The sequence below is a fragment of the Streptomyces sp. NPDC046197 genome (genome assembly GCF_040646295.1).
GTDB lineage: Bacteria > Actinomycetota > Actinomycetes > Streptomycetales > Streptomycetaceae > Streptomyces.
The window spans coordinates 81718-100003 of the sequence record NZ_JBEYZY010000024.1; the positions used below are offsets into that span (position 1 = coordinate 81718).

General features: G+C 69.8%; 14 protein-coding genes, 1 pseudogene and 1 riboswitch. Of the genes and pseudogenes, 6 read left to right on the forward strand and 9 right to left on the reverse strand.

What is annotated here, in order from left to right:
- Nucleotides 1-15: 15 nt before the first annotated feature.
- From AB0A61_RS28765 to AB0A61_RS28805, 9 genes are all read right to left on the reverse strand, one after another.
- Entirely contained in the window at nt 16-1407 is a 1392-nt protein-coding gene (locus AB0A61_RS28765; RefSeq protein ID WP_361298313.1) for a M1 family metallopeptidase, read from the reverse strand.
- 105 nt (nt 1408-1512) lie between these two features.
- The gene (locus AB0A61_RS28770) at nt 1513-2997 is read right to left on the reverse strand and encodes a dipeptide ABC transporter ATP-binding protein (RefSeq protein ID WP_361298316.1); all 1485 of its coding nucleotides are present in this window, start codon (nt 2995-2997) and stop codon (nt 1513-1515) included.
- A 23-nt stretch (nt 2998-3020) separates the two neighbouring features.
- The gene (locus AB0A61_RS28775) at nt 3021-4118 is read right to left on the reverse strand and encodes an ABC transporter ATP-binding protein (RefSeq protein ID WP_361298319.1); all 1098 of its coding nucleotides are present in this window, start codon (nt 4116-4118) and stop codon (nt 3021-3023) included.
- The gene (locus tag AB0A61_RS28780; RefSeq protein WP_361298322.1) at nt 4115-5113 is read right to left on the reverse strand and encodes an ABC transporter permease; all 999 of its coding nucleotides are present in this window, start codon (nt 5111-5113) and stop codon (nt 4115-4117) included. The genes AB0A61_RS28775 and AB0A61_RS28780 overlap by 4 nt, the downstream gene beginning before the upstream one ends.
- Before the next feature lie 109 nt (nt 5114-5222).
- Entirely contained in the window at nt 5223-7013 is a 1791-nt protein-coding gene (locus AB0A61_RS28785; RefSeq protein WP_361298325.1) for an ABC transporter substrate-binding protein, read from the reverse strand.
- 70 nt (nt 7014-7083) lie between these two features.
- The gene (locus AB0A61_RS28790) at nt 7084-8091 is read right to left on the reverse strand and encodes an ABC transporter permease (protein ID WP_361298328.1); all 1008 of its coding nucleotides are present in this window, start codon (nt 8089-8091) and stop codon (nt 7084-7086) included.
- Nucleotides 8092-8422: 331 nt separating this feature from the next.
- Nucleotides 8423-9223, reverse strand: coding sequence for an enhanced serine sensitivity protein SseB C-terminal domain-containing protein (locus tag AB0A61_RS28795; RefSeq protein ID WP_361298330.1), 801 nt, complete (start codon nt 9221-9223; stop codon nt 8423-8425).
- Between the two features lie 203 nt (nt 9224-9426).
- Complete coding sequence (locus AB0A61_RS28800; protein ID WP_361298333.1) at nt 9427-10218, reverse strand: enhanced serine sensitivity protein SseB; 792 nt, start codon at nt 10216-10218, stop codon at nt 9427-9429.
- A 610-nt stretch (nt 10219-10828) separates the two neighbouring features.
- Nucleotides 10829-11524 (reverse strand): AAA family ATPase, encoded by a 696-nt coding sequence (locus tag AB0A61_RS28805; protein ID WP_361298417.1) that lies wholly within the window; start codon nt 11522-11524, stop codon nt 10829-10831.
- A 179-nt stretch (nt 11525-11703) separates the two neighbouring features.
- Nucleotides 11704-11800: riboswitch (glycine riboswitch) on the forward strand.
- A gap of 186 nt (nt 11801-11986) precedes the next feature.
- Between AB0A61_RS28805 and gcvT the strand changes: the two genes are divergently transcribed.
- The 6 genes and pseudogenes from gcvT to AB0A61_RS28835 all read left to right on the forward strand — a co-directional run bounded on the left by gcvT (nt 11987) and on the right by AB0A61_RS28835 (nt 18234).
- Nucleotides 11987-13138 carry a glycine cleavage system aminomethyltransferase GcvT gene (gene gcvT, locus AB0A61_RS28810; protein WP_361298336.1) on the forward strand — a complete coding sequence of 384 codons (1152 nt, stop codon included), beginning with the start codon at nt 11987-11989 and terminating at the stop codon, nt 13136-13138.
- Between the two features lie 278 nt (nt 13139-13416).
- A complete protein-coding gene (gcvH, locus tag AB0A61_RS28815) occupies nt 13417-13794 on the forward strand; it encodes a glycine cleavage system protein GcvH (protein WP_361298339.1) in 378 nt (125 codons plus the stop codon).
- 15 nt (nt 13795-13809) lie between these two features.
- Nucleotides 13810-15072, forward strand: a complete 1263-nt coding sequence (gene glyA / locus AB0A61_RS28820) for a serine hydroxymethyltransferase (RefSeq protein WP_361298342.1) — start codon at nt 13810-13812, stop codon at nt 15070-15072.
- A 152-nt stretch (nt 15073-15224) separates the two neighbouring features.
- Nucleotides 15225-16592: an L-serine ammonia-lyase gene (locus AB0A61_RS28825; protein WP_361298345.1), complete on the forward strand. Its 1368-nt coding sequence runs from the start codon at nt 15225-15227 to the stop codon at nt 16590-16592.
- A 258-nt stretch (nt 16593-16850) separates the two neighbouring features.
- Nucleotides 16851-17036: pseudogene (locus AB0A61_RS28830) on the forward strand (DNA-binding protein); the annotation flags it as partial.
- 166 nt (nt 17037-17202) lie between these two features.
- A complete protein-coding gene (locus AB0A61_RS28835; protein WP_361298348.1) occupies nt 17203-18234 on the forward strand; it encodes a phosphatidylinositol-specific phospholipase C domain-containing protein in 1032 nt (343 codons plus the stop codon).
- The last annotated feature ends 52 nt before the right edge of the window (nt 18235-18286 follow it).

An 18286-nucleotide genomic window follows, 5' to 3' on the forward strand; every position in this document is an offset into this window, starting at 1 on the left:
CTTACGATGCAAGGCCTAGAGGGCAGGTTTCCTTGTGGTGAAGAGCCATTTCTGGAACAGATCGTCCAGCCGCTGCCCGGAGACCCGCTCGGCGAGCCGCACGAAGTCGGCCGTGCTCGCGTTGCCGTAGCGGTGCAGCCCCGTCCAGGCGGGCAGCAGCCTGAAGAAGGCCTGGTCGCCGATGCGTTCGCGCAGCGCCTGGAGCGTCATCGCGCCGCGCTGGTAGACGGCCGAGGCGAACATGCTGTCGCGCTGCGGGTCGGCGACCTCGGTCCGCCAGAAGGAGCTGTCGGCCGGGCGGGCGTCGTAGGCGGCGAGGAAGGAGTCGTGCGCCGAGCGGATGCCCTGGTGCTCGGCCCACAGCCACTGCGCGTAGCCGGCGAAGCCCTCGTTCAGCCAGATGTCCTTCCAGCGCTCCACCGACACCGAGTCGCCGAACCACTGGTGGGCCAGCTCGTGCACGATCGTCGTCTCGTTGCGCACCGCGGAGTACGCCGGCTTCGACTGCACCTCCAGCGAGAACCCGGCCTGCGGCATGTCGTCGACGATCGCGCCGGTCTCCTCGAACGGGAAGGGCCCGAAGATTCGCGACCAGTAGTCGGTGACCGCGGCGGTGACGGCGTACACGTCGACGCTGTTGCGGTTCGACAGCTTCGGGTCGATCGCGACGTAGATCGGGACACCGCCGGGCGTGCGACCGGTCCGCACGTCGAACTTCCCGATGGTGGCGGTCGCGAGGTACGTCGCCATGGGCCTGCTCTCGCGCCAGTGGGTGTACGTCGAGCCGCCCTTGTCGTACGTCGAGACCAGACGCCCGTTGGAGACGGCGGTCAGGCCCCTGGGCGCCTTGATCCGGATGTCGTAGGTGGCCTTGTCGGAGGGATGGTCGCTGGAGGGGAACCAGGTCGAGGCGGCGTTGGGCTCGCAGGCGACGAAGACGCCGTCGTCGGTCTTCATCCAGCCGTAGCTGGAGCCGAAGACGATCGGGCCGCCGAGGGGCTCGGGTACGCCGCCGTAGGTGACGGTGACCGTGAAGGTCCTGCCCTTGCTCAGCGGCCCGCGCGGAGAGATCCGCAGTTCGTCGCCGTCGCGCTGGAAGCCGGCGCGTCTGCCGTTCACTTCGACGCGGCTGACCTGGAGCTTGTGCAGGTCCAGGTCGAAGGAGGACAGGTTCTGGGTGGCGCGGGCGGTCAGCGTGGTGCGGCCGTCCAGGCGGCCGGTGTCCGGGGCATAGGCGATGTCGAGGGAGTAGTGGCGGGCGTCGAAGCCGCCGTTGCCCAGCTGCGGGAAGTAGGAGTCGCCGATGCCGTCGGCGCCGGGGGTGGGGGCCGGGGAGGCGGCGACGAGAAGGAAGGAGGCCGCCGCGGTGGCGAGGGACCCTAAGCGTGCCGAACGGGAGAGTGCCATGGAGTCATCCCTTCGAGCGTGCGTCGGTCAGCGGATCGCACGGACAGGGTCGACTCTGCGCTCTCCCGTTCGGTCATGTACATGACTTTGCCAACTTGTCATGTGTTACTTGTCGGTTGACTCCTGACGGTCGGAGTCGGCCGGCTCCTCGGCACCCGAGGAGGACTCCCCGGTTTCCGCGGTCGGCTCATCGGCGTTCGGCGACGACGTCTTGGTGTCCGAGCCCGAGGCCGACTCCCCGGCCTCCGGCGACGTCTTGGTGTCCGAGGCCGACTCCCCGGCCTCCGGCGACGTCTTGGTGTCCGAGGCCGACTCCCCGGCCTCCGGCGACGTCTCGTTGGCCGGGTCCGAGGAGGACTCCGCACTGTCCGAGGACGACGACGCCTCGTTCTTGGAGGACGACTCCGCCGCCGCCACCTCCGCGGCCACCGCCGCCGACGTCGCGGCCGACTCCGCCAGGACCTCGTCGGCCACCAGCTCGGCGGCCTCCTTCGCGGCCGACAGCAGCACGGTGTCCTGCGGAGCCTGGTCCTCGAAGTTCTCGGGGTGGTGGCAGGCCACCCGCTGGCCCGGCTTCAGCTCCTTGAGCGGCGGTTCGGTCGTCCGGCAGATCTCCGTGGCCTTCCAGCACCGGGTGTGGAAGCGGCAGCCGCTCGGCGGGGCGATCGGCGAGGGCACGTCGCCCTTGAGCAGAATCCGCTCGCTCTTGGCGTCCTTGCGCCGTGGGTCCGGAATCGGGACGGCCGACATGAGCGCCTTGGTGTACGGGTGCATCGGCGCCCTGTACAGCGAGTCCCGGTCGGCCAGCTCCACGATCTTGCCCAGGTACATCACCGCGATCCGGTCCGAGACGTGCCGGACGACCGACAGGTCGTGCGCGATGATCACGTACGTCAGGCCGAGCTCCTGCTGGAGGTCGTCCAGCAGGTTGACGACCTGCGCCTGGATCGACACGTCCAGCGCGGAGACCGGCTCGTCCGCGACGACGAGCTTCGGGTTGAGCGCGAGCGCGCGGGCGATGCCGATGCGCTGGCGCTGACCGCCGGAGAACTCGTGCGGATAGCGGTTGTAGTGCTCGGGGTTGAGACCCACGACCGACAGCAGCCGCTGCACTTCCTTCTTGATGCCGCCCTCGGGCTCCACGCCCTGGAGCTTGAAGGGGGCGCCGACGATCGTGCCGATGGTGTGGCGCGGGTTCAGCGACGAGTACGGGTCCTGGAAGATCATCTGCACGTCGCGGCGCAGCGGACGCATGCCGCTGACGCCGAGGTGCGTGATGTCCTTGCCCTCGAACTCGACGGTGCCGGCGGTCGGTTCGAGCAGCCGGGTGATGAGCCGGCCCATCGTCGACTTGCCGCAGCCGGACTCTCCCACGACGCCGAGGGTCTCGCCGGCCCGCACGTCGAAGTCGATGCCGTCGACCGCGCGTACCGCACCGACCTGACGCTGGAACAGGCCCTTCCTGATGGGGAAGTGCTTCTGCAGCCCCGTCACCTTCAGCAGGGTCTCGCCGGGAGCGGCGTCCTTGGTGAGGGTGGCCGTTCCGGAGGTCTTCGCCTCCGAGCCGTCGCTCTGTGCAGGGATGCTCACTGCGTTGTCCTCTGCGTTCTCACTCACAGCTTCGGCGCAATCTCTTCGGTCCAGATCCGCTCCCGCTGCTCCTGCGTCATATGGCAGGCGGCCCAGTGCTCGCTGCCGATCTCGGTCAGCTCGGGGCGGACCGTGCGGGTGACGTTGTCCTTCGGGATGTCGGCGTACGGGCAGCGCGGGTTGAAGGCGCAGCCCGACGGGACGTTGATCAGGGAGGGCGGGGAGCCCTTGACCGGGATGAGACGCTCCTGCTGCTCACGGTCCAGGCGCGGCATCGAACCGAGCAGGCCCCAGGTGTAGGGGTGGCGCGGCTCGTAGAACACCTTCTCGGCCGAGCCCCGCTCGACGCAGCGGCCGCCGTACATCACCAGGATGTCGTCGGCCAGTTCGGCGACGACGCCCAGGTCGTGGGTGATGATGATGACCGCGGAGCCGAACTCCTTCTGCAGGTCGCGGATCAGATCGAGGATCTGCGCCTGGACGGTCACGTCGAGGGCGGTCGTCGGCTCGTCCGCGATGAGCAGTTCCGGGTTGTTGACGAGCGACATCGCGATCATGGCGCGCTGTCGCATACCGCCGGAGAACTCGTGCGGGTAGTTGTCCACCCGCTTGTCGGGCTGCGGGATGCCCACCCGGTCGAGCATCTCGATCGCCCGCTTGCGGGCGGTCTTCTTGTCGACGTCGTGGTGGATGCGGTACGCCTCCACGATCTGCTGGCCGATCGTGTAGTACGGGTGCAGCGCGGACAGCGGGTCCTGGAAGATCATCGCCATGTCGCGGCCACGCAGCTTGCGCACGTGGTCGGGGTCGGCGGACAGCAGCTCGGTGCCGTTCAGCCAGATCTCGCCGGAGATCTGCGCCTTGCGCTTGCCGTACTGGCCGGCAGTGTGCAGGCCCATGATGCCGAGCGAGGTCACCGACTTGCCGGAGCCCGACTCGCCCACGATGCCGAGGGTCTTGCCCTTCTCCAGCCGGAAGCTGAGCCCGTCGACGGACTTGACCAGGCCGTCGTCGGTCGGGAAGTGCACCTTGAGGTCGCGTACCTCCAGGAAGGAGGCCGGGCGGGACGAGGTGTCGGTGGGCTCGCCCACGGCCGCTCCGCTCTTGCTGAGTTCGGTCATGCGAGCCTCACTCGGGGGTCGATCACGGCGTAGAGGACGTCCACGACGAGGTTGGCGATGAGCACCGCGAGGGAGGTGATCAGGACGACGCCCAGGATGATGGGCAAGTCCTGGTTCCTGATCGCGTTGAGCACCGCCTGGCCGAGCCCGGGGAGGCTGAACGTCGTCTCGGTGAGGACCGCGCCGCCGATCAGGGCGCCGAGGTCCATGCCGAGCATGGTCAGGATCGGCGTCATCGTGGAGCGCATGGCGTGCTTGCCGATGACGACCCGCTCGGTGAGGCCCTTGGCGCGTGCGGTGCGGATGTAGTCCTCGCCGAGGACCTCGAGCATGGTGGCGCGGGTGATCCGCGCGTACATCGCCGCGTAGAGGAAGGCCAGGGTGACCCAGGGCAGGATCATGCCGCCGAGCCAGCCGGTGAAGCTCTGGCCGAGGGGCACGTACTGCGCGTCGAACAACTTCAGTCCGAACGCGAAGATCGCCAGCGAGAGCATGCCGGTGAAGTAGATCGGGAGGGAGACGCCTCCGAGGGCGATGACCATCGCGCTGCGGTCCCACAGGCTGCCGCGCTTGAGCGCGGACAGGACACCCGCCGCGACACCGAAGATCAGCCACAGCACGGCGGCGCCGAGCGCGAGACCCAGGGTCACCGGGAAGCGGTCGGTCAGCACCGGCCAGACGGCTTGCTCGCTGCGGAAGGAGTAGCCGAAGCACGGCGCGGCGCAGTGGGTGACGTCGCCGCCCGCCGCGTAGGTGCGGCCGGCGAAGATGCCCTTGAAGAACTCCCAGACCTGGACGTAGATCGGGTCGCTCAGGCCCAGCTTCTCCCGCACCGCGTTGACGGCGGCGGGGTCCGCCTGCTTGCCCACGAAGCTCGTGGCGATGTCGACGCCCGCCCACTTGGGGACGAGGAAGAAGATGCTGAAGACCACCAGGATGATGACCACCAGCATCACTACGGCGGCGAACAGCCGCCTGATGAGGTAAGCGAGCACAGCTTACGGCCCGCCGCGGACCGTGGGCCGCCGGAGGTCTTCCGGGGCCCACGGTCACGCCGCGCCGGCCTTCACCTGCCTTTCGTGCCGTTCGGCGGGTGTGCCGGGACTACTTCGTGGACTTCAGACCGAGGTTGACGAAGTCGTACATACCGCTGTACGCGTCGGTCGTGTACACGTTCGCAAGCCGGTTCGAGCGCCAGTTGATGAACTTCTCGAAGACGAAGGGCAGGTAGTAGCCGCCCTCCATGACCTTGTGGTTGATCTGCGTCGCGATCTGCGTCTTCTTCGCCTCGTCGAGCGTGTTGACGTAGTCGTTGAACAGCCCGTCGATCGCCTTGTCCTTGATCAGGGCGTAGTTGTTGTTACCGCTCTGCAGGATGTACTTGCTGTCCCACAGCGGCAGACCGAAGCCCTGGACGGTCGGGAAGTCCGGACCCCAGCCCATGATGATGACGCCGTAGCCCTTCTTCTGCACGTTCGAGGGGCTGCCGATGATGCCGGTGGTCTGCGAGCCGTCGTACTGGTCGATTTCGGCGGTGATGCCGATCTTCTTCAGCGACGCCTGCAGGGACTGGGCGGTGGCCACCTCGACCGGCTTGTTGTTGCGGACGGCGATGGTGGTCTTGAAGCCGTTGGGCTGACCGCAGGCCTTCAGCTCTTCCTTGGCCTTGGCGTCGTTGCCGTTCTTGTTGGCGCCGGCCAGCTGGAACGGGTCGTACTTCTGGCCCTCGGCGCCCGGGACGGACGGCGGCAGCATGTTGGTGCCGATGTCACCACCGGCCACCGGGCCACCGCGCGCGGTCTGCAGCGACACGTGGTCCGCACCGTAGATCACGGCGTTGCGGCAGTGGATGTTGTCGAACGGCTTCACGCTCTGCGGGAAGACCGCGTAGCGGATGTAGCCGGAGACCGGGTTGTCCAGGTTCGCCTTGTGCTGCTTCAGGGCGACGGTGCGGCCCTGCGGGGACATGCCGGTCTGGTTGATGTCCAGGTCGACGTCACCGTTGATCAGGCGCTGGTCGAGTTCGTTGGCGTTCGAGAAGAACTTGACCGTGATGGTGTCCGGGTACGCCTTGCGGATCGGGTCCGAGGACTGCTTCCAGTTGGTGTTGCGGACCAGCGTCAGGTCCTTGCCCGGGTTGTACGACTGGAACTTGTACGGACCGGAGGAGAAGGGGTGCAGGCCGTACTTGGACTTCGTGTCCATGTCCTGGCGGACCGGGGACGCGGAGGTCAGCGCGAGCACTTCCTCGAAGTCGGCGTTCGCCTTGGGCAGGTGGAAGACGATCGTCTTGTCGTCGGGCGTGTCGATCGCCTTCAGACCGAGGTGGTCCGCGGACTTGTCCTTGTACGGACCCTGGTACTTGCCGTCGGGGTCCAGGAAGTCCTTGAGGTAGGTGGGACCGCCGGACAGCACGTCCTGCGCCCAGACCCGCTCGATGCCGTACTTGACGTCCTTGGAGGTGATCGGCTTGCCGTCCTCCCAGGTGATCCCGTCGCGCAGCGTGTAGGTGTACGTCTTGCCGCCGTCGGAGATCTTGGCGAGCCCGGTGGCGAGGTCCGGGGCGACCTTGGCGCCTTCCTTGCCCGGCTCCGTCTTGTTCGTGACGAGCTGGCGGCTGTAGTAGCGCATGAAGTTCCAGGCGAAGCCGTAGTAGCCGCGCGTGGTGTCCCACGAGTCGGCGTCCTGGGCGCCACCGAACTTCAGCGTGCCGCCCTTCTTCGCCATCGAGGCCTGGGCGACCTTGTTGTTCGCCGCGTCGAAGCCGGCCGCACCGTTCTTCGAACCGCCGCCGTCGTTGCCGCCGCCGCACGCCGCCGTGGTCAGCAGCGCGGAGACCACGGCGGCAGCGGCCAAAGCCTGCTTGCGCCGCCCTGAGGTGCGTTGGGTAGTCACGATCTCGGATCCTCCGGTTGTGATGAGAGACCCCGTGTGTAGTGCCACGGGTCGCTTGGGGTACGGCAGTTCAGCGGGAGCCCTTGGGGTCCAGCGCGTCGCGCACGCCGTCGCCGAAGAGGTTGAAGGCAAGAACGGTGATGAAGATCGCCACGCCCGGGATCACCATGTACATGGGGTCCGAGTCGTAGTAGTCGATCGCGTTCGAGAGCATCTGCCCCCAGGAGGCCGTGGGCGGCTTGACGCCCACGCCCAGGAAGCTGAGCGCCGCCTCGGTGAGGATGTTGGTGGGGATCATCATCGTCGTGTACACGATGATCGGCGCGACGAGGTTGGGCAGCAGTTCCTTGAAGAGGATGTAGAAGCGACCGGCACCCAGTGAGCGGGCCGCCTCCACGTACTCGCGCTCGCGCAGGGAGAGCGTCTGACCGCGCACCACACGTCCGATGTAGGGCCAGCCGAAGAAGCCGATGACCAGGATCATCACGAACACGCGGACACCCGTGCCGGTCAGGCCGAGCATCTGGTTGGGCATCACCGACACCAGCGCGATGATGAACAGCAGCTGCGGGAAGGCGAGCAGGCCGTCCATGACGCGGCTGATGGCCGAGTCCACCCAGCCGCCGAAGAACCCGGCCAGGATGCCCAGGACGGTGCCGAGGATGACCGCGACGATCGCGGACAGGAAGCCGACCAGGAGCGAGATCTGGGCGCCGTAGAGGATGCGGGCGAAGATGTCGCGGCCGTTGACCGGTTCGACGCCCAGCAGGTGGTCACCGCTGATGCCGCCCAGCGACCCGGTCGGAGTGCCGAACAGCGGGTCGATCAGGTTCTCGTGGTAGACGTCGGGATCCTGCCCGACGAGATTCGTGATCACCGGCGCCAGGAGCGCGATCACGATCAGGACGAGCACCACGACACCGCCCGTCAGGGCGAGTTTGTCCCGCTTCAAGCGCTCCCAGGCGATCCGCCCCAGGGAGCGTCCCTGGACGGCCTTCGCGCCGGTGGTGGCCACCGCCGCTTCCTCGGCCGCGCTCGGGGCCGCTTCCGCGGTCGGCTCGTGCAATGGTGCCGTCATCAGGCAGGGACCCCTCTCAACCGGCGGTGGCCGGCCCGCACTTGCCGCTGTGGCGGCATGATCAGTCCGTCGTACACAGGGGGCGTACGCCCCTTGTTGCGGGAGTCTTCAACGCTTTGGCGATCTGTAGCCAGACTTGGTGATGAATGGATGCGCAAACGTGATGCGACTTGGAGGGTTCCGTTATCCGGACACTGGGTAACGCGGCGCGGACGCGGACCAGTTAGGACATGTCCGGCAAGAACCGGACTATCCGCCCTCATCTACGCGCGAAGAAGGGCTTTCGGTACCGGAAGCCCCCGGCCCGCGGAAGAAGGGGGAGGCCGCCCGGTCAGTATCCGCCGCGGGCCGGCGGGTAGCCGTATCCCGCCGCCGGCGCCTGGGCCGCCCCGGGGGACGCGTGGGCCTCACGGTCGTAGAACGCACGGGAGTTGGCGCGCATCCACATCGCCACGGGGTCGTACTCGTCGGACATCGCGACGGTCGACACCGGCAGCCCCTCGGGGACCGCCCCGATGGACTGCTGCATCATCGCGCGCACCGAGTCGACGGCCTGCGGCGAGGTGTCGTACACGTCCAGGCCGATGGCGAGGTACGGCGCCCCGAGCGCGGGGTGCACCCAGGCGCGGCGCAGCGAGCGGATCGCCGGCGTGCGGTGGGCGTTCTGCGTCAGCAGGGCGTAGAACTGCGGAACCTCGATGGCCGGTTCGGACAGGCTGAGCGGGCCGGCGGGCTGCCGGTCCAGGCCGGTGGCGATGCGGCGCAGGTCGAGCCAGGGGATGCCGACACCGCCGCCCGGGGCGTGCGGGTTCAGCCAGAGGCCGTAGTGGTCGGGGTAGAGGGTGCGGGCGACGTCGAGGCCGTCGACCACCTCGTACGAACGGTTCCAGCCGCTGGCCGACAGCTCCTGGGCCGAGGTCACGCAGGGGGCGTAGCCGTGGCCGTCGACCTCCATGTGGCCGTACTGGGCGTCGGGGGAGCCGGCCTGGCCGTGCCACAGCAGCATCCACACCTGGCCGGACGGCGGGGTCGCCAGGGCGCGCAGCAACGCCTCGTAGGCGTCGTAGCGCCCGGGCGTCACCTGGCGCAGCATCTGCTCGACCTGTCCGGCCGCGGCCGTGCCAGCGCTCACCTTTACCGCCCCTTCATGCCAACCCCTCGACCCAGCCGTGCCCCTAGCTTAAGCCGCCCAGGAGCTCGGGACTCACTGCCGTCCCGCGACCGCGGCCCGGTTCCCCGCCCGTCGCGCCCACGCGGCGGAGCCGCACCCCGATTCTGCCCCCGCCCCGCATCCGGGGCGCCCCCCGTGACCGTACTGATGGCCAGGGACCGTACCTAGTGGCCGTACTGGTAGAAGGGCCGGACCCGTTCCCGCATCCACTCGGCCACCGGGTCCTGGGTCACGTCCAGCAGGACCAGGTTGACCGGCCACCTGACCGGGACCTTGCCGAGGGCACGGCCCAGGGCGTCCAGGGGGCGGGCCCGCAGGTCGCCCTCCCACTGGGAGAGTTCGACGCCGACGAACATCACCGGGTCGGCGGTCTCGATGGCGGCGAGGCAGCGGCGGGCGGTGAGCACCACGCCCGTCCCGGCGAACTCGGCCGACGCGGCGGAGAGGAAGTCGACCGGGTCGTCCTGCCAGTCGGGCTCGAAGAGGCGCACCCGGCCGCCGCTCGCCGGACCGTCCAGCGCGGTGCGCCCCACCCGGCACAGTTCGGCGACGGCCGCCGGCGGCAGCGGGATGCCGACGAACCCCTCCGGGTTGACGGCGATGCCGACCTGCGGGGGCAGGCCGCGCGCGAACTCCACGGCGGGCGCGACGGTGTACGGCATGTGGGAGCCGGCGACCTGCCGGAACTGCTCCTCGGAGCTGAAGACGGGCACGTACGCCTGGCCGTCGATCTCCAGCGTGGGCAGGTCCAGCGGGCCGCTGCGCGGACCGCCGCCGTTGGGCAGCGGCACCCACAAGAAGCTGCGGCCGAGCACCTCGACGATCCGGGCGCCGGCCGCCGGGATGCCCACGGACGCCGACAGCACCTCCTCCAGCTCGTTGCCGGGCCATCCACCGTGCGGGTGGGGGTACGTCTGTGCCGGGAAGTCCGCGGGAGTGTCCGCCGGGAAGTCCATCTGCCTACCGCCTGCTGGGAACCATGCTGTGCCTGGCAAAGGCTAGCGGGTAGCGGTGCGGCCGCTGCAGGCCCGCGCGGTCCCCGATCCGCACCCGCCGTCCGCGACCGCGGTCCGCACCCGCCGTCCGCACCCGCCGTCCGCGACCGCGCCCTCCGGCCCTGCCCGTCCGCACCCGCCGTCCGCGCGCGACCGCACCCTGCGGCCCTGCCCGCCGTCCGCGACCGCCGTCCGCGACCGTCCGCGACCGCACCCTCCGGCCTGCTCACCGTTCGTGCCCGTCCACACCCACCGGCCGCGGCGACCGCACCCTCCGGCCCTGCCCACCGTCCGCGACCGCGCCCTCCGGCCTGCTCACCGTTCGTGCCCGTCCGCACCCGCCGTCCGCGCGCGACCGCACCCTGCGGCCCTTCCCACCGTCCGCGACCGTCCGCGACCGTCCGCGACCGCCGTCCGCGACCGTCCGCGACCGCCGTCCGCGACCGTGCGCGTCCGCCGTCCGCGCGCGACCGCACCCTCCGGCCCTGCCCACCCGCCTGCCCCTCCACGCCCACCGGCCGTGCCCTTCCGCACCCGTCCGCGTCGCGCACGCGTGGCGCCGCGGCCGGGGTCAGTCCGAGAAGTCGATGCGGTGCAGCGCGTCCGCCGCGGCGCGGTCGAGGAGGACCGCCGAGGCGCAGCCCTCGGGCAGGTCGCCCTGTTCCGCCGCGCGCAGCAGGCGGGCGGCCGCCCTGCGGTGGCGCAGGAAGGCGTACCGCGAGACGCCGCGGCCGCGCTCGCGCTGGCCGGCCAGGGCCGTGCCGGGCGGGACGTCGAGCAGAACCAGGTGGAAGCCGCCGCCGCGGCGGCGTGCGGCCCGGACCAGCCAGCCCCGCACCCAGGCCTGCGTGCCGCAGTCGTGCACCACGACCCCGCCACCGGTACGCAGGGCGCGGCGCAGCCCGGCGTAATGGGCGAGGCGGACCAGGGGGCGGTAGACCGCGTACGGCAGGCAGGAGGCCAGGCGGGCGTCCCAGCGGTCGCGGGTGTCCTGGGAGTCGACCCGGGTGGCGCGTACCGCGCGGTGCATCAGGGTGGACTTGCCGCTGCCGGGCAGACCCGTGACGACGACCAGGTCACGGGGGCCGAAGAGCAGGACGTGCGGGCCGCGTCCGGCGCGGTCGCGCAGGTCGCGGACCACGGGGGCGGGGGCGGGGCGCTCGCCGTGTCCCTCGCGGGCCGTGGCCGCGGGCCGCCGGGGCAGGGCGAGGGCCTGCCGGGGCAGCGCGAGGGCCGGGGTCGTCGCGCAGGCCGTGGTCCTGTTCACCGTCATCCGTCCTCCCCTGGGGTGGTGGCAGCTCCCCTCCCCGTCGAGCGTGAAGGGAAGGTAATGCCGGCTGTCTCGCGATTTCGTTCGCGTACCGCCACAGGCCGGTTACGGATGCGGCCCTGCCACGAGCGGGCCCGGCGTGCAATGATGTGCGCGCCAACTGCATACCGGCCGCTTGAATCCGCGCGGGAGAGTCCCCGGCAGCATCGCTGGGGCGCCGAAGGAGCAAGTCCCTCCCTTGAATCTCTCAGGCCCCGTTACCGCGCGGGCGAGGCACATCTGAAAAGCGGGCCGCTGCCGCAGTGGCTCCACCCAAGGTGCAAGCCGTGACCGTCCGTCCACCGGCGGTCATGGCGAACCTCTCAGGTTCCGATGACAGATGGGGAGGAACGTTCCTCGCCCTCCCCCACGCCCGGCTTCGTTCGCGCGGGGGACCCCATCGCCCTGGGAGACCGACCGATGAGCAGTACCGAATCCCATCAGCCGTCCCATCAGCCGCCGCATCCGCTTCGGCATACCGCGCTCGATGCGCTGCATCGCTCGCTGGGCGCGACGATGACCGACTTCGCCGGGTGGGACATGCCGCTGCGCTACGGGTCCGAGCGCGACGAGCACCTCGCCGTACGGACGAAGGCGGGCCTCTTCGACCTGTCCCACATGGGCGAGATCACGGTCACCGGCCCGCAGGCCGCCGCGCTGCTGAACCACGCCCTGGTCGGGAACATCGCCTCCGTCGGTGTCGGCCGCGCCCGCTACACCATGATCTGCCAGGCCGACGGCGGCATCCTGGACGACCTGATCGTCTACCGGCTCGCCGAGACCGAGTACATGGTCGTCGCCAACGCCTCCAACGCCCAGGTGGTGCTCGACGCGCTGAGCGAGCGGGCGGCCGGTTTCGACGCCGAGGTGCGCGACGACCGGGACAACTACGCCCTGATCGCCGTGCAGGGGCCGGAGTCCCCGGGCATCCTGAAGTCGCTGACCGACGCCGACCTGGACGGACTGAAGTACTACGCCGGACTCCCCGGCACGGTCGCCGGCGTCCCGGCGCTGATCGCACGCACCGGCTACACCGGCGAGGACGGCTTCGAGCTGTTCGTGGCGCCGGGTGACGCGGAGAAGCTGTGGCAGGCGCTGACCGAGGCCGGCACGCCGGCCGGGCTGATCCCGTGCGGGTTGTCCTGCCGGGACACGCTGCGCCTGGAGGCGGGCATGCCGCTGTACGGGAACGAGCTGACGACCGAGCTGACCCCGTTCGACGCAGGCCTGGGCCGGGTGGTCAAGTTCGACAAGGAGGGTGACTTCGTCGGGCGCGAGGCGCTGCGCGCGGCCGCGGAGCGGGCCGCTTCCCAGCCGCCCCGGGTGCTCGTCGGCCTGGTCGCCGAGGGCCGCCGGGTTCCGCGCGCCGGGTACGCGGTGGTCGCGGGCGGCGAGGTGATCGGCGAGGTCACCTCCGGAGCCCCCTCCCCCACGCTGGGCAAGCCGATCGCCATGGCGTACGTCGACGCGGCGCACGCGGCACCGGGCACGCCGGGCGTCGGCGTGGACATCCGCGGCAGCCACGAGCCGTACGAGGTCGTGGCGCTCCCCTTCTACAAGCGGCAGAAGTAGACGCGGCTGCAAGCGGCAGAAGCGGACGCGGCCACGAGCGGCGGAAGCAGACGCTTCTGCAAGCGGCAGAAAGCGTCGCGGCCACAAGCGGCAGCAGGAGTCGCGGCCACAAGCGGCGCAAATACCCGCACAAGTAGACACTGGGCGCGACCGGTACGTGGTCCACATCTGATCCGTACCCAAGCCGCGCCGGAAGCGCCGCACATCTGCCCGCTCACCAGCAGCCACACCAGTCCCCCATTCACCAGCACTCCCCCGGGTACAGGAGAATTCAGACCATGAACAACCCCCAGCAGCTGCGCTACAGCAAGGAGCACGAGTGGCTGTCGCCCGCCGAGGACGGCGTCGCGACGGTCGGCATCACGGAGTTCGCGGCCAACGCGCTCGGCGATGTCGTCTACGCCCAGCTCCCGGAGGTCGGATCCACGGTGGCCGCGGGCGAGACCTGCGGTGAGCTGGAGTCGACCAAGTCGGTGTCGGACCTGTACTCCCCGGTCGGCGGCGAGGTCACGGAGATCAACGAGGACGTGGTGAACGACCCGTCGCTGGTGAACTCCGAGCCCTTCGAGGGCGGCTGGCTGTTCAAGGTGCGGCTGGCTCAGGAGCCGGCCGACCTGCTCTCCGCCGACGAGTACGCCACCCACACCGCCGGCTGAGGAGCCGATCCGCAGATGACTGTTCTCAACACGCCCCTGCACGAGCTCGACCCGGACGTCGCCGCCGCGGTCGACGCCGAGCTGCACCGCCAGCAGTCCACGCTGGAAATGATCGCCTCGGAGAACTTCGCGCCGGTCGCGGTCATGGAGGCACAGGGCTCGGTCCTCACCAACAAGTACGCCGAGGGCTACCCGGGCCGTCGCTACTACGGCGGCTGCGAGCACGTCGACGTGGTCGAGCAGATCGCCATCGACCGCATCAAGGAGCTCTTCGGCGCCGAGCACGCCAACGTGCAGCCACACTCCGGCGCCCAGGCCAACGCGGCCGCGATGTTCGCGCTGCTCAAGCCCGGTGACACGATCATGGGTCTGAACCTCGCGCACGGCGGGCACCTGACCCACGGCATGAAGATCAACTTCTCCGGCAAGCTATACAGTGTCGTCGCCTACCACGTGGGTGACGACGGCCTGGTCGACATGGCCGAGGTGGAGCGGCTGGCGAAGGAGTCCAAGCCGAAGCTGATCGTGGCGGGCTGGTCGGCCTACCCGCGGCAGCTGGACTTCGCCGCCTTCCGCCGGATCGCCGACGAGGTCGGCGCGTACCTCATGGTCGACATGGCGCACTTCGCCGGCCTGGTGGCGGCGGGCCTGCACCCGAACCCGGTCCCGCACGCCCACGTGGTCACCACCACCACCCACAAGACGCTGGGCGGCCCGCGCGGCGGGGTGATCCTGTCCACGGCCGAGCTGGCGAAGAAGATCAACTCGGCGGTCTTCCCCGGTCAGCAGGGCGGTCCGCTGGAGCATGTGATCGCCGCGAAGGCGGTGTCCTTCAAGGTCGCCGCGAGCGAGGAGTTCAGGGAGCGGCAGCGCCGTACCCTGGAGGGTGCCCGCATCCTGGCCGAGCGCCTGGTGCAGGACGACGTCAAGGCGGTCGGCGTGGACGTGCTGTCCGGCGGCACTGACGTCCACCTGGTCCTGGTCGACCTGCGCAACTCCGAGCTGGACGGCCAGCAGGCCGAGGACCGCCTGCACGAGGTCGGCATCACCGTCAACCGCAACGCGATCCCGAACGACCCGCGGCCGCCGATGGTCACCTCGGGTCTGCGGATCGGCACGCCCGCCCTGGCGACCCGAGGCTTCACGGCCGAGGACTTCGCCGAGGTCGCGGACGTGATCGCACAGGCGCTCAAGCCGTCCTACGACGCCGACGCGCTGTCGGCCCGGGTGAAGGCCCTGGCCGACAAGCACCCGCTGTACCCGGGGCTCGGCAAGTAGGACCCCCTTCCGGCGGGCACCGCGCACACTGGATGCACACCCGTACAGGACGCACCTGTACGGAGTGCACTCCGGCGGGCGTGGTGCCCCGCCCCCGCACCCCCCTCGCCCGCACCACCCCTTGCACCACCCCCGCTTTGAGGAGTCACCCCGTGGCCATCTCGGTCTTCGACCTTTTCTCGATCGGCATCGGCCCGTCCAGCTCCCACACGGTCGGCCCGATGCGCGCGGCGCGCATGTTCGCCCGCCGGCTGCGCAACGAAGGGCTGCTGGAGAAGACGGCGTCGGTCCGGGCGGAGCTGTACGGCTCGCTCGGCGCCACGGGCCACGGCCACGGCACGCCCAAGGCCGTGCTGCTCGGCCTGGAGGGGGACTCGCCCCGTACGGTCGACGTGGAGACGGCCGACGAGCGCGTGGAGAGCATCAAGACCTCGGGCCGGATACGCCTCCTCGGCGAGCACGAGATCGCGTTCTCCTTCGACGACGACATGGTCCTGCACCGCCGCAAGGCGCTGCCCTACCACGCCAACGGCATGACCCTGTGGGCGTACGACGCCTCGGGCGCCGAGCTGCTGAGCAAGACCTACTACTCGGTGGGCGGCGGCTTCGTCGTGGACGAGGACGCGGTGGGCGCGGACCGCATCAAGCTGGACGACACGGTGCTGAAGTACCCCTTCCGCACCGGTGACGAGCTGCTGCGCCTGACGCAGGAGACGGGGCTGTCGATCTCCTCGCTGATGCTGGAGAACGAGCGGGCCTGGCGCACCGAGGAGGAGATCCGCACGGGCCTGCTGGAGATCTGGCAGGTCATGCGGGCCTGCGTGCAGCGCGGCATGAGCCGCGAAGGCATCCTGCCCGGTGGCCTGAGGGTGCGCCGCCGCGCCGCCGTCACCGCACGCCAGCTGCGCGCCGAGGGCGACCCGCTGGCACGCTCGATGGAGTGGATCACGCTCTACGCGATGGCGGTGAACGAGGAGAACGCGGCCGGCGGCCGGGTCGTGACCGCCCCGACGAACGGCGCGGCCGGGATCATCCCGGCGGTTCTGCACTACTACATCAACTTCATCCCCGGTGCCGACGAGGAGGGCGTGGTCCGCTTCCTCCTCGCCGCGGGCGCCATCGGGATGCTGTTCAAGGAGAACGCGTCCATCTCCGGCGCCGAGGTCGGCTGCCAGGGCGAGGTCGGCTCGGCCTGCTCGATGGCGGCGGGCGCCCTCGCCGAGGTCATGGGCGGCACGCCCGAACAGGTGGAGAACGCCGCCGAGATCGGCATGGAGCACAACCTCGGCCTGACCTGCGACCCGGTCGGCGGCCTGGTCCAGATCCCGTGCATCGAACGCAACGGCATGGCCGCGGTCAAGGCGGTCACCGCCGCCCGCATGGCACTGCGCGGCGACGGCTCGCACAAGGTCTCCCTCGACAAGGTCATCAAGACGATGAAGGACACCGGCGCCGACATGTCGGTGAAGTACAAGGAGACGGCCCGGGGCGGGCTGGCGGTGAACATCATCGAGTGCTGAGGGAACAGGCCCTGACCAGCGCGTTCGTATCATTCAGCGCTGTCTGGGCCTTCCCTGCCTACGCGGCGGATGTCGATCGACCGGCACCCGCGAGGCGGCGAAGAGCAAAAAAGCCCTCATCCAGCACCAACTGAACCGCGGGCGACTGCGCGAACTCATCGACGATGCCGAAGCCGAACACGGCCCCGTCGACCAGGCCGCCGTCGAGGCCGAGCGAGCCGTCCTGCGCGGCGACGCGGCAGGTTCGGTGGACGCCGTGTGAGCGGCACGCTCGTCCTTGACTGCGAAGGCCTGTCCCGACTCGTACGACGCACGCCCGAACCCACCGAATGGCCGGCCGCCGCCGCGGCCGAGGACATCCGCGTCGTCACCAGCTCCGTCACCCTCGGCGAAGCCCGCCATCCCAGGACCAACCAGGCTCGCTTCGACTACGCCCTCTTCCGTCCCCCGCAACACCTGTGGAGGAGCAGTCGGCGGTCGTGGCTCACCGTATCGAACGCAAAGCCGGTGAGCTCACGGATGTGACTCCCGTTCCCCCAAGAGCTACCACGGGGTAACCACTGTGCCCTACGCTGCCGCCAACTCAGCGACAGCAAAGGGGACTTGACCCATGCGTGTAGTGAGACGGCTGGCGGCGCTGGTGGGTGCCGCCGCGCTGCTGACAGCGGTACCGGCGGACGCCCAGGCGGCGTCGCCGAAGTTCTCGGAGACTACGGCGATCGGTACGCACAACGCGTACGACAAGGCCAAGTACACCTACTTCGCACAGGCGCTGGACTCCGGCGCCTCGCTGCTCGAACTGGACGTCTACACCGACAGCCTGACCAAACGCTGGCGGGTCAGCCACAGCAACCCGTTCGGCGACAACAACAACTGCGAGGCCGCGAAGACCCCGGGCGAGCTCTACAGCAAGAGCCGCAACCAGGACCTCGGCAGCTGCCTCGACAACATCGCCGCCTGGCACCAGCTCCACCCCGACCACCGGCCGATCGTCTTCAAGGTGGAGATGAAGAACGGCTTCAACGCCCGGGGCGGACTCGGTCCCAACGAGTTCGACACGCTGGTGCGGCAGAAGCTGGGCAGCATGGTCTACAAGCCGTCCGACCTGCTGGGCGGGACGTACACGTCACTGGACGCGGCCGCCAAGGCCAACGCGTGGCCCTCCCGGGACGCCCTGACCGGCAAGGTGCTCTTCGAGCTGATCCCGGGCACGGTGGAACAGGCCAACCCCTTCGACCACTACTGGACGGACCAGGAGTACGGCGACCACCTGCGCGACCTGTCCGCGGCCGGCACCCTCTCCTCGGCGCAGGCGTTCCCGTGCGTGCTGGGCGCCGCCAACGGCGACCCGCGCACCAGCCGCTACGACGCCTCGATCCGCCCCTGGTTCGTGTTCTTCGACGGCGACGCGGCGACGTACGTCAACAACGGCTACGACACGTCCTTCTACTCCAAGAACCACTACATCCTGATCACCACGGACGCCGCCGGGGTGACACCGGCGATCTCCTCGACGAACCCCACGGACGCGGAGGTGGCCGCCCGGCTGTCCCTCCTGGCCGGGGACCACGCGAGCCTGATCACCTCCGACTGGTCGGCGAAGCCGGCGTCGGTCCTTGGATCGGTGGTCACCCGGAGCTGACGTTCGAACGCCGCGCAGGGGTCGGCCGTATAAGGGTGGGGCAATAAACAAC

Coding starts and splice junctions, on each gene's coding strand:
- AB0A61_RS28790 (WP_361298328.1), bottom strand. CDS start 8,091: ATGACGGCACCATTGCACGAGCCGACCGCGGAAGCGGCCCCGAGCGCG.
- AB0A61_RS28765 (WP_361298313.1), bottom strand. CDS start 1,407: ATGGCACTCTCCCGTTCGGCACGCTTAGGGTCCCTCGCCACCGCGGCG.
- gcvH (WP_361298339.1), top strand. CDS start 13,417: ATGAACAACCCCCAGCAGCTGCGCTACAGCAAGGAGCACGAGTGGCTG.
- AB0A61_RS28835 (WP_361298348.1), top strand. CDS start 17,203: ATGCGTGTAGTGAGACGGCTGGCGGCGCTGGTGGGTGCCGCCGCGCTG.
- AB0A61_RS28775 (WP_361298319.1), bottom strand. CDS start 4,118: ATGACCGAACTCAGCAAGAGCGGAGCGGCCGTGGGCGAGCCCACCGAC.
- glyA (WP_361298342.1), top strand. CDS start 13,810: ATGACTGTTCTCAACACGCCCCTGCACGAGCTCGACCCGGACGTCGCC.
- AB0A61_RS28800 (WP_361298333.1), bottom strand. CDS start 10,218: ATGGACTTCCCGGCGGACACTCCCGCGGACTTCCCGGCACAGACGTAC.
- gcvT (WP_361298336.1), top strand. CDS start 11,987: ATGAGCAGTACCGAATCCCATCAGCCGTCCCATCAGCCGCCGCATCCG.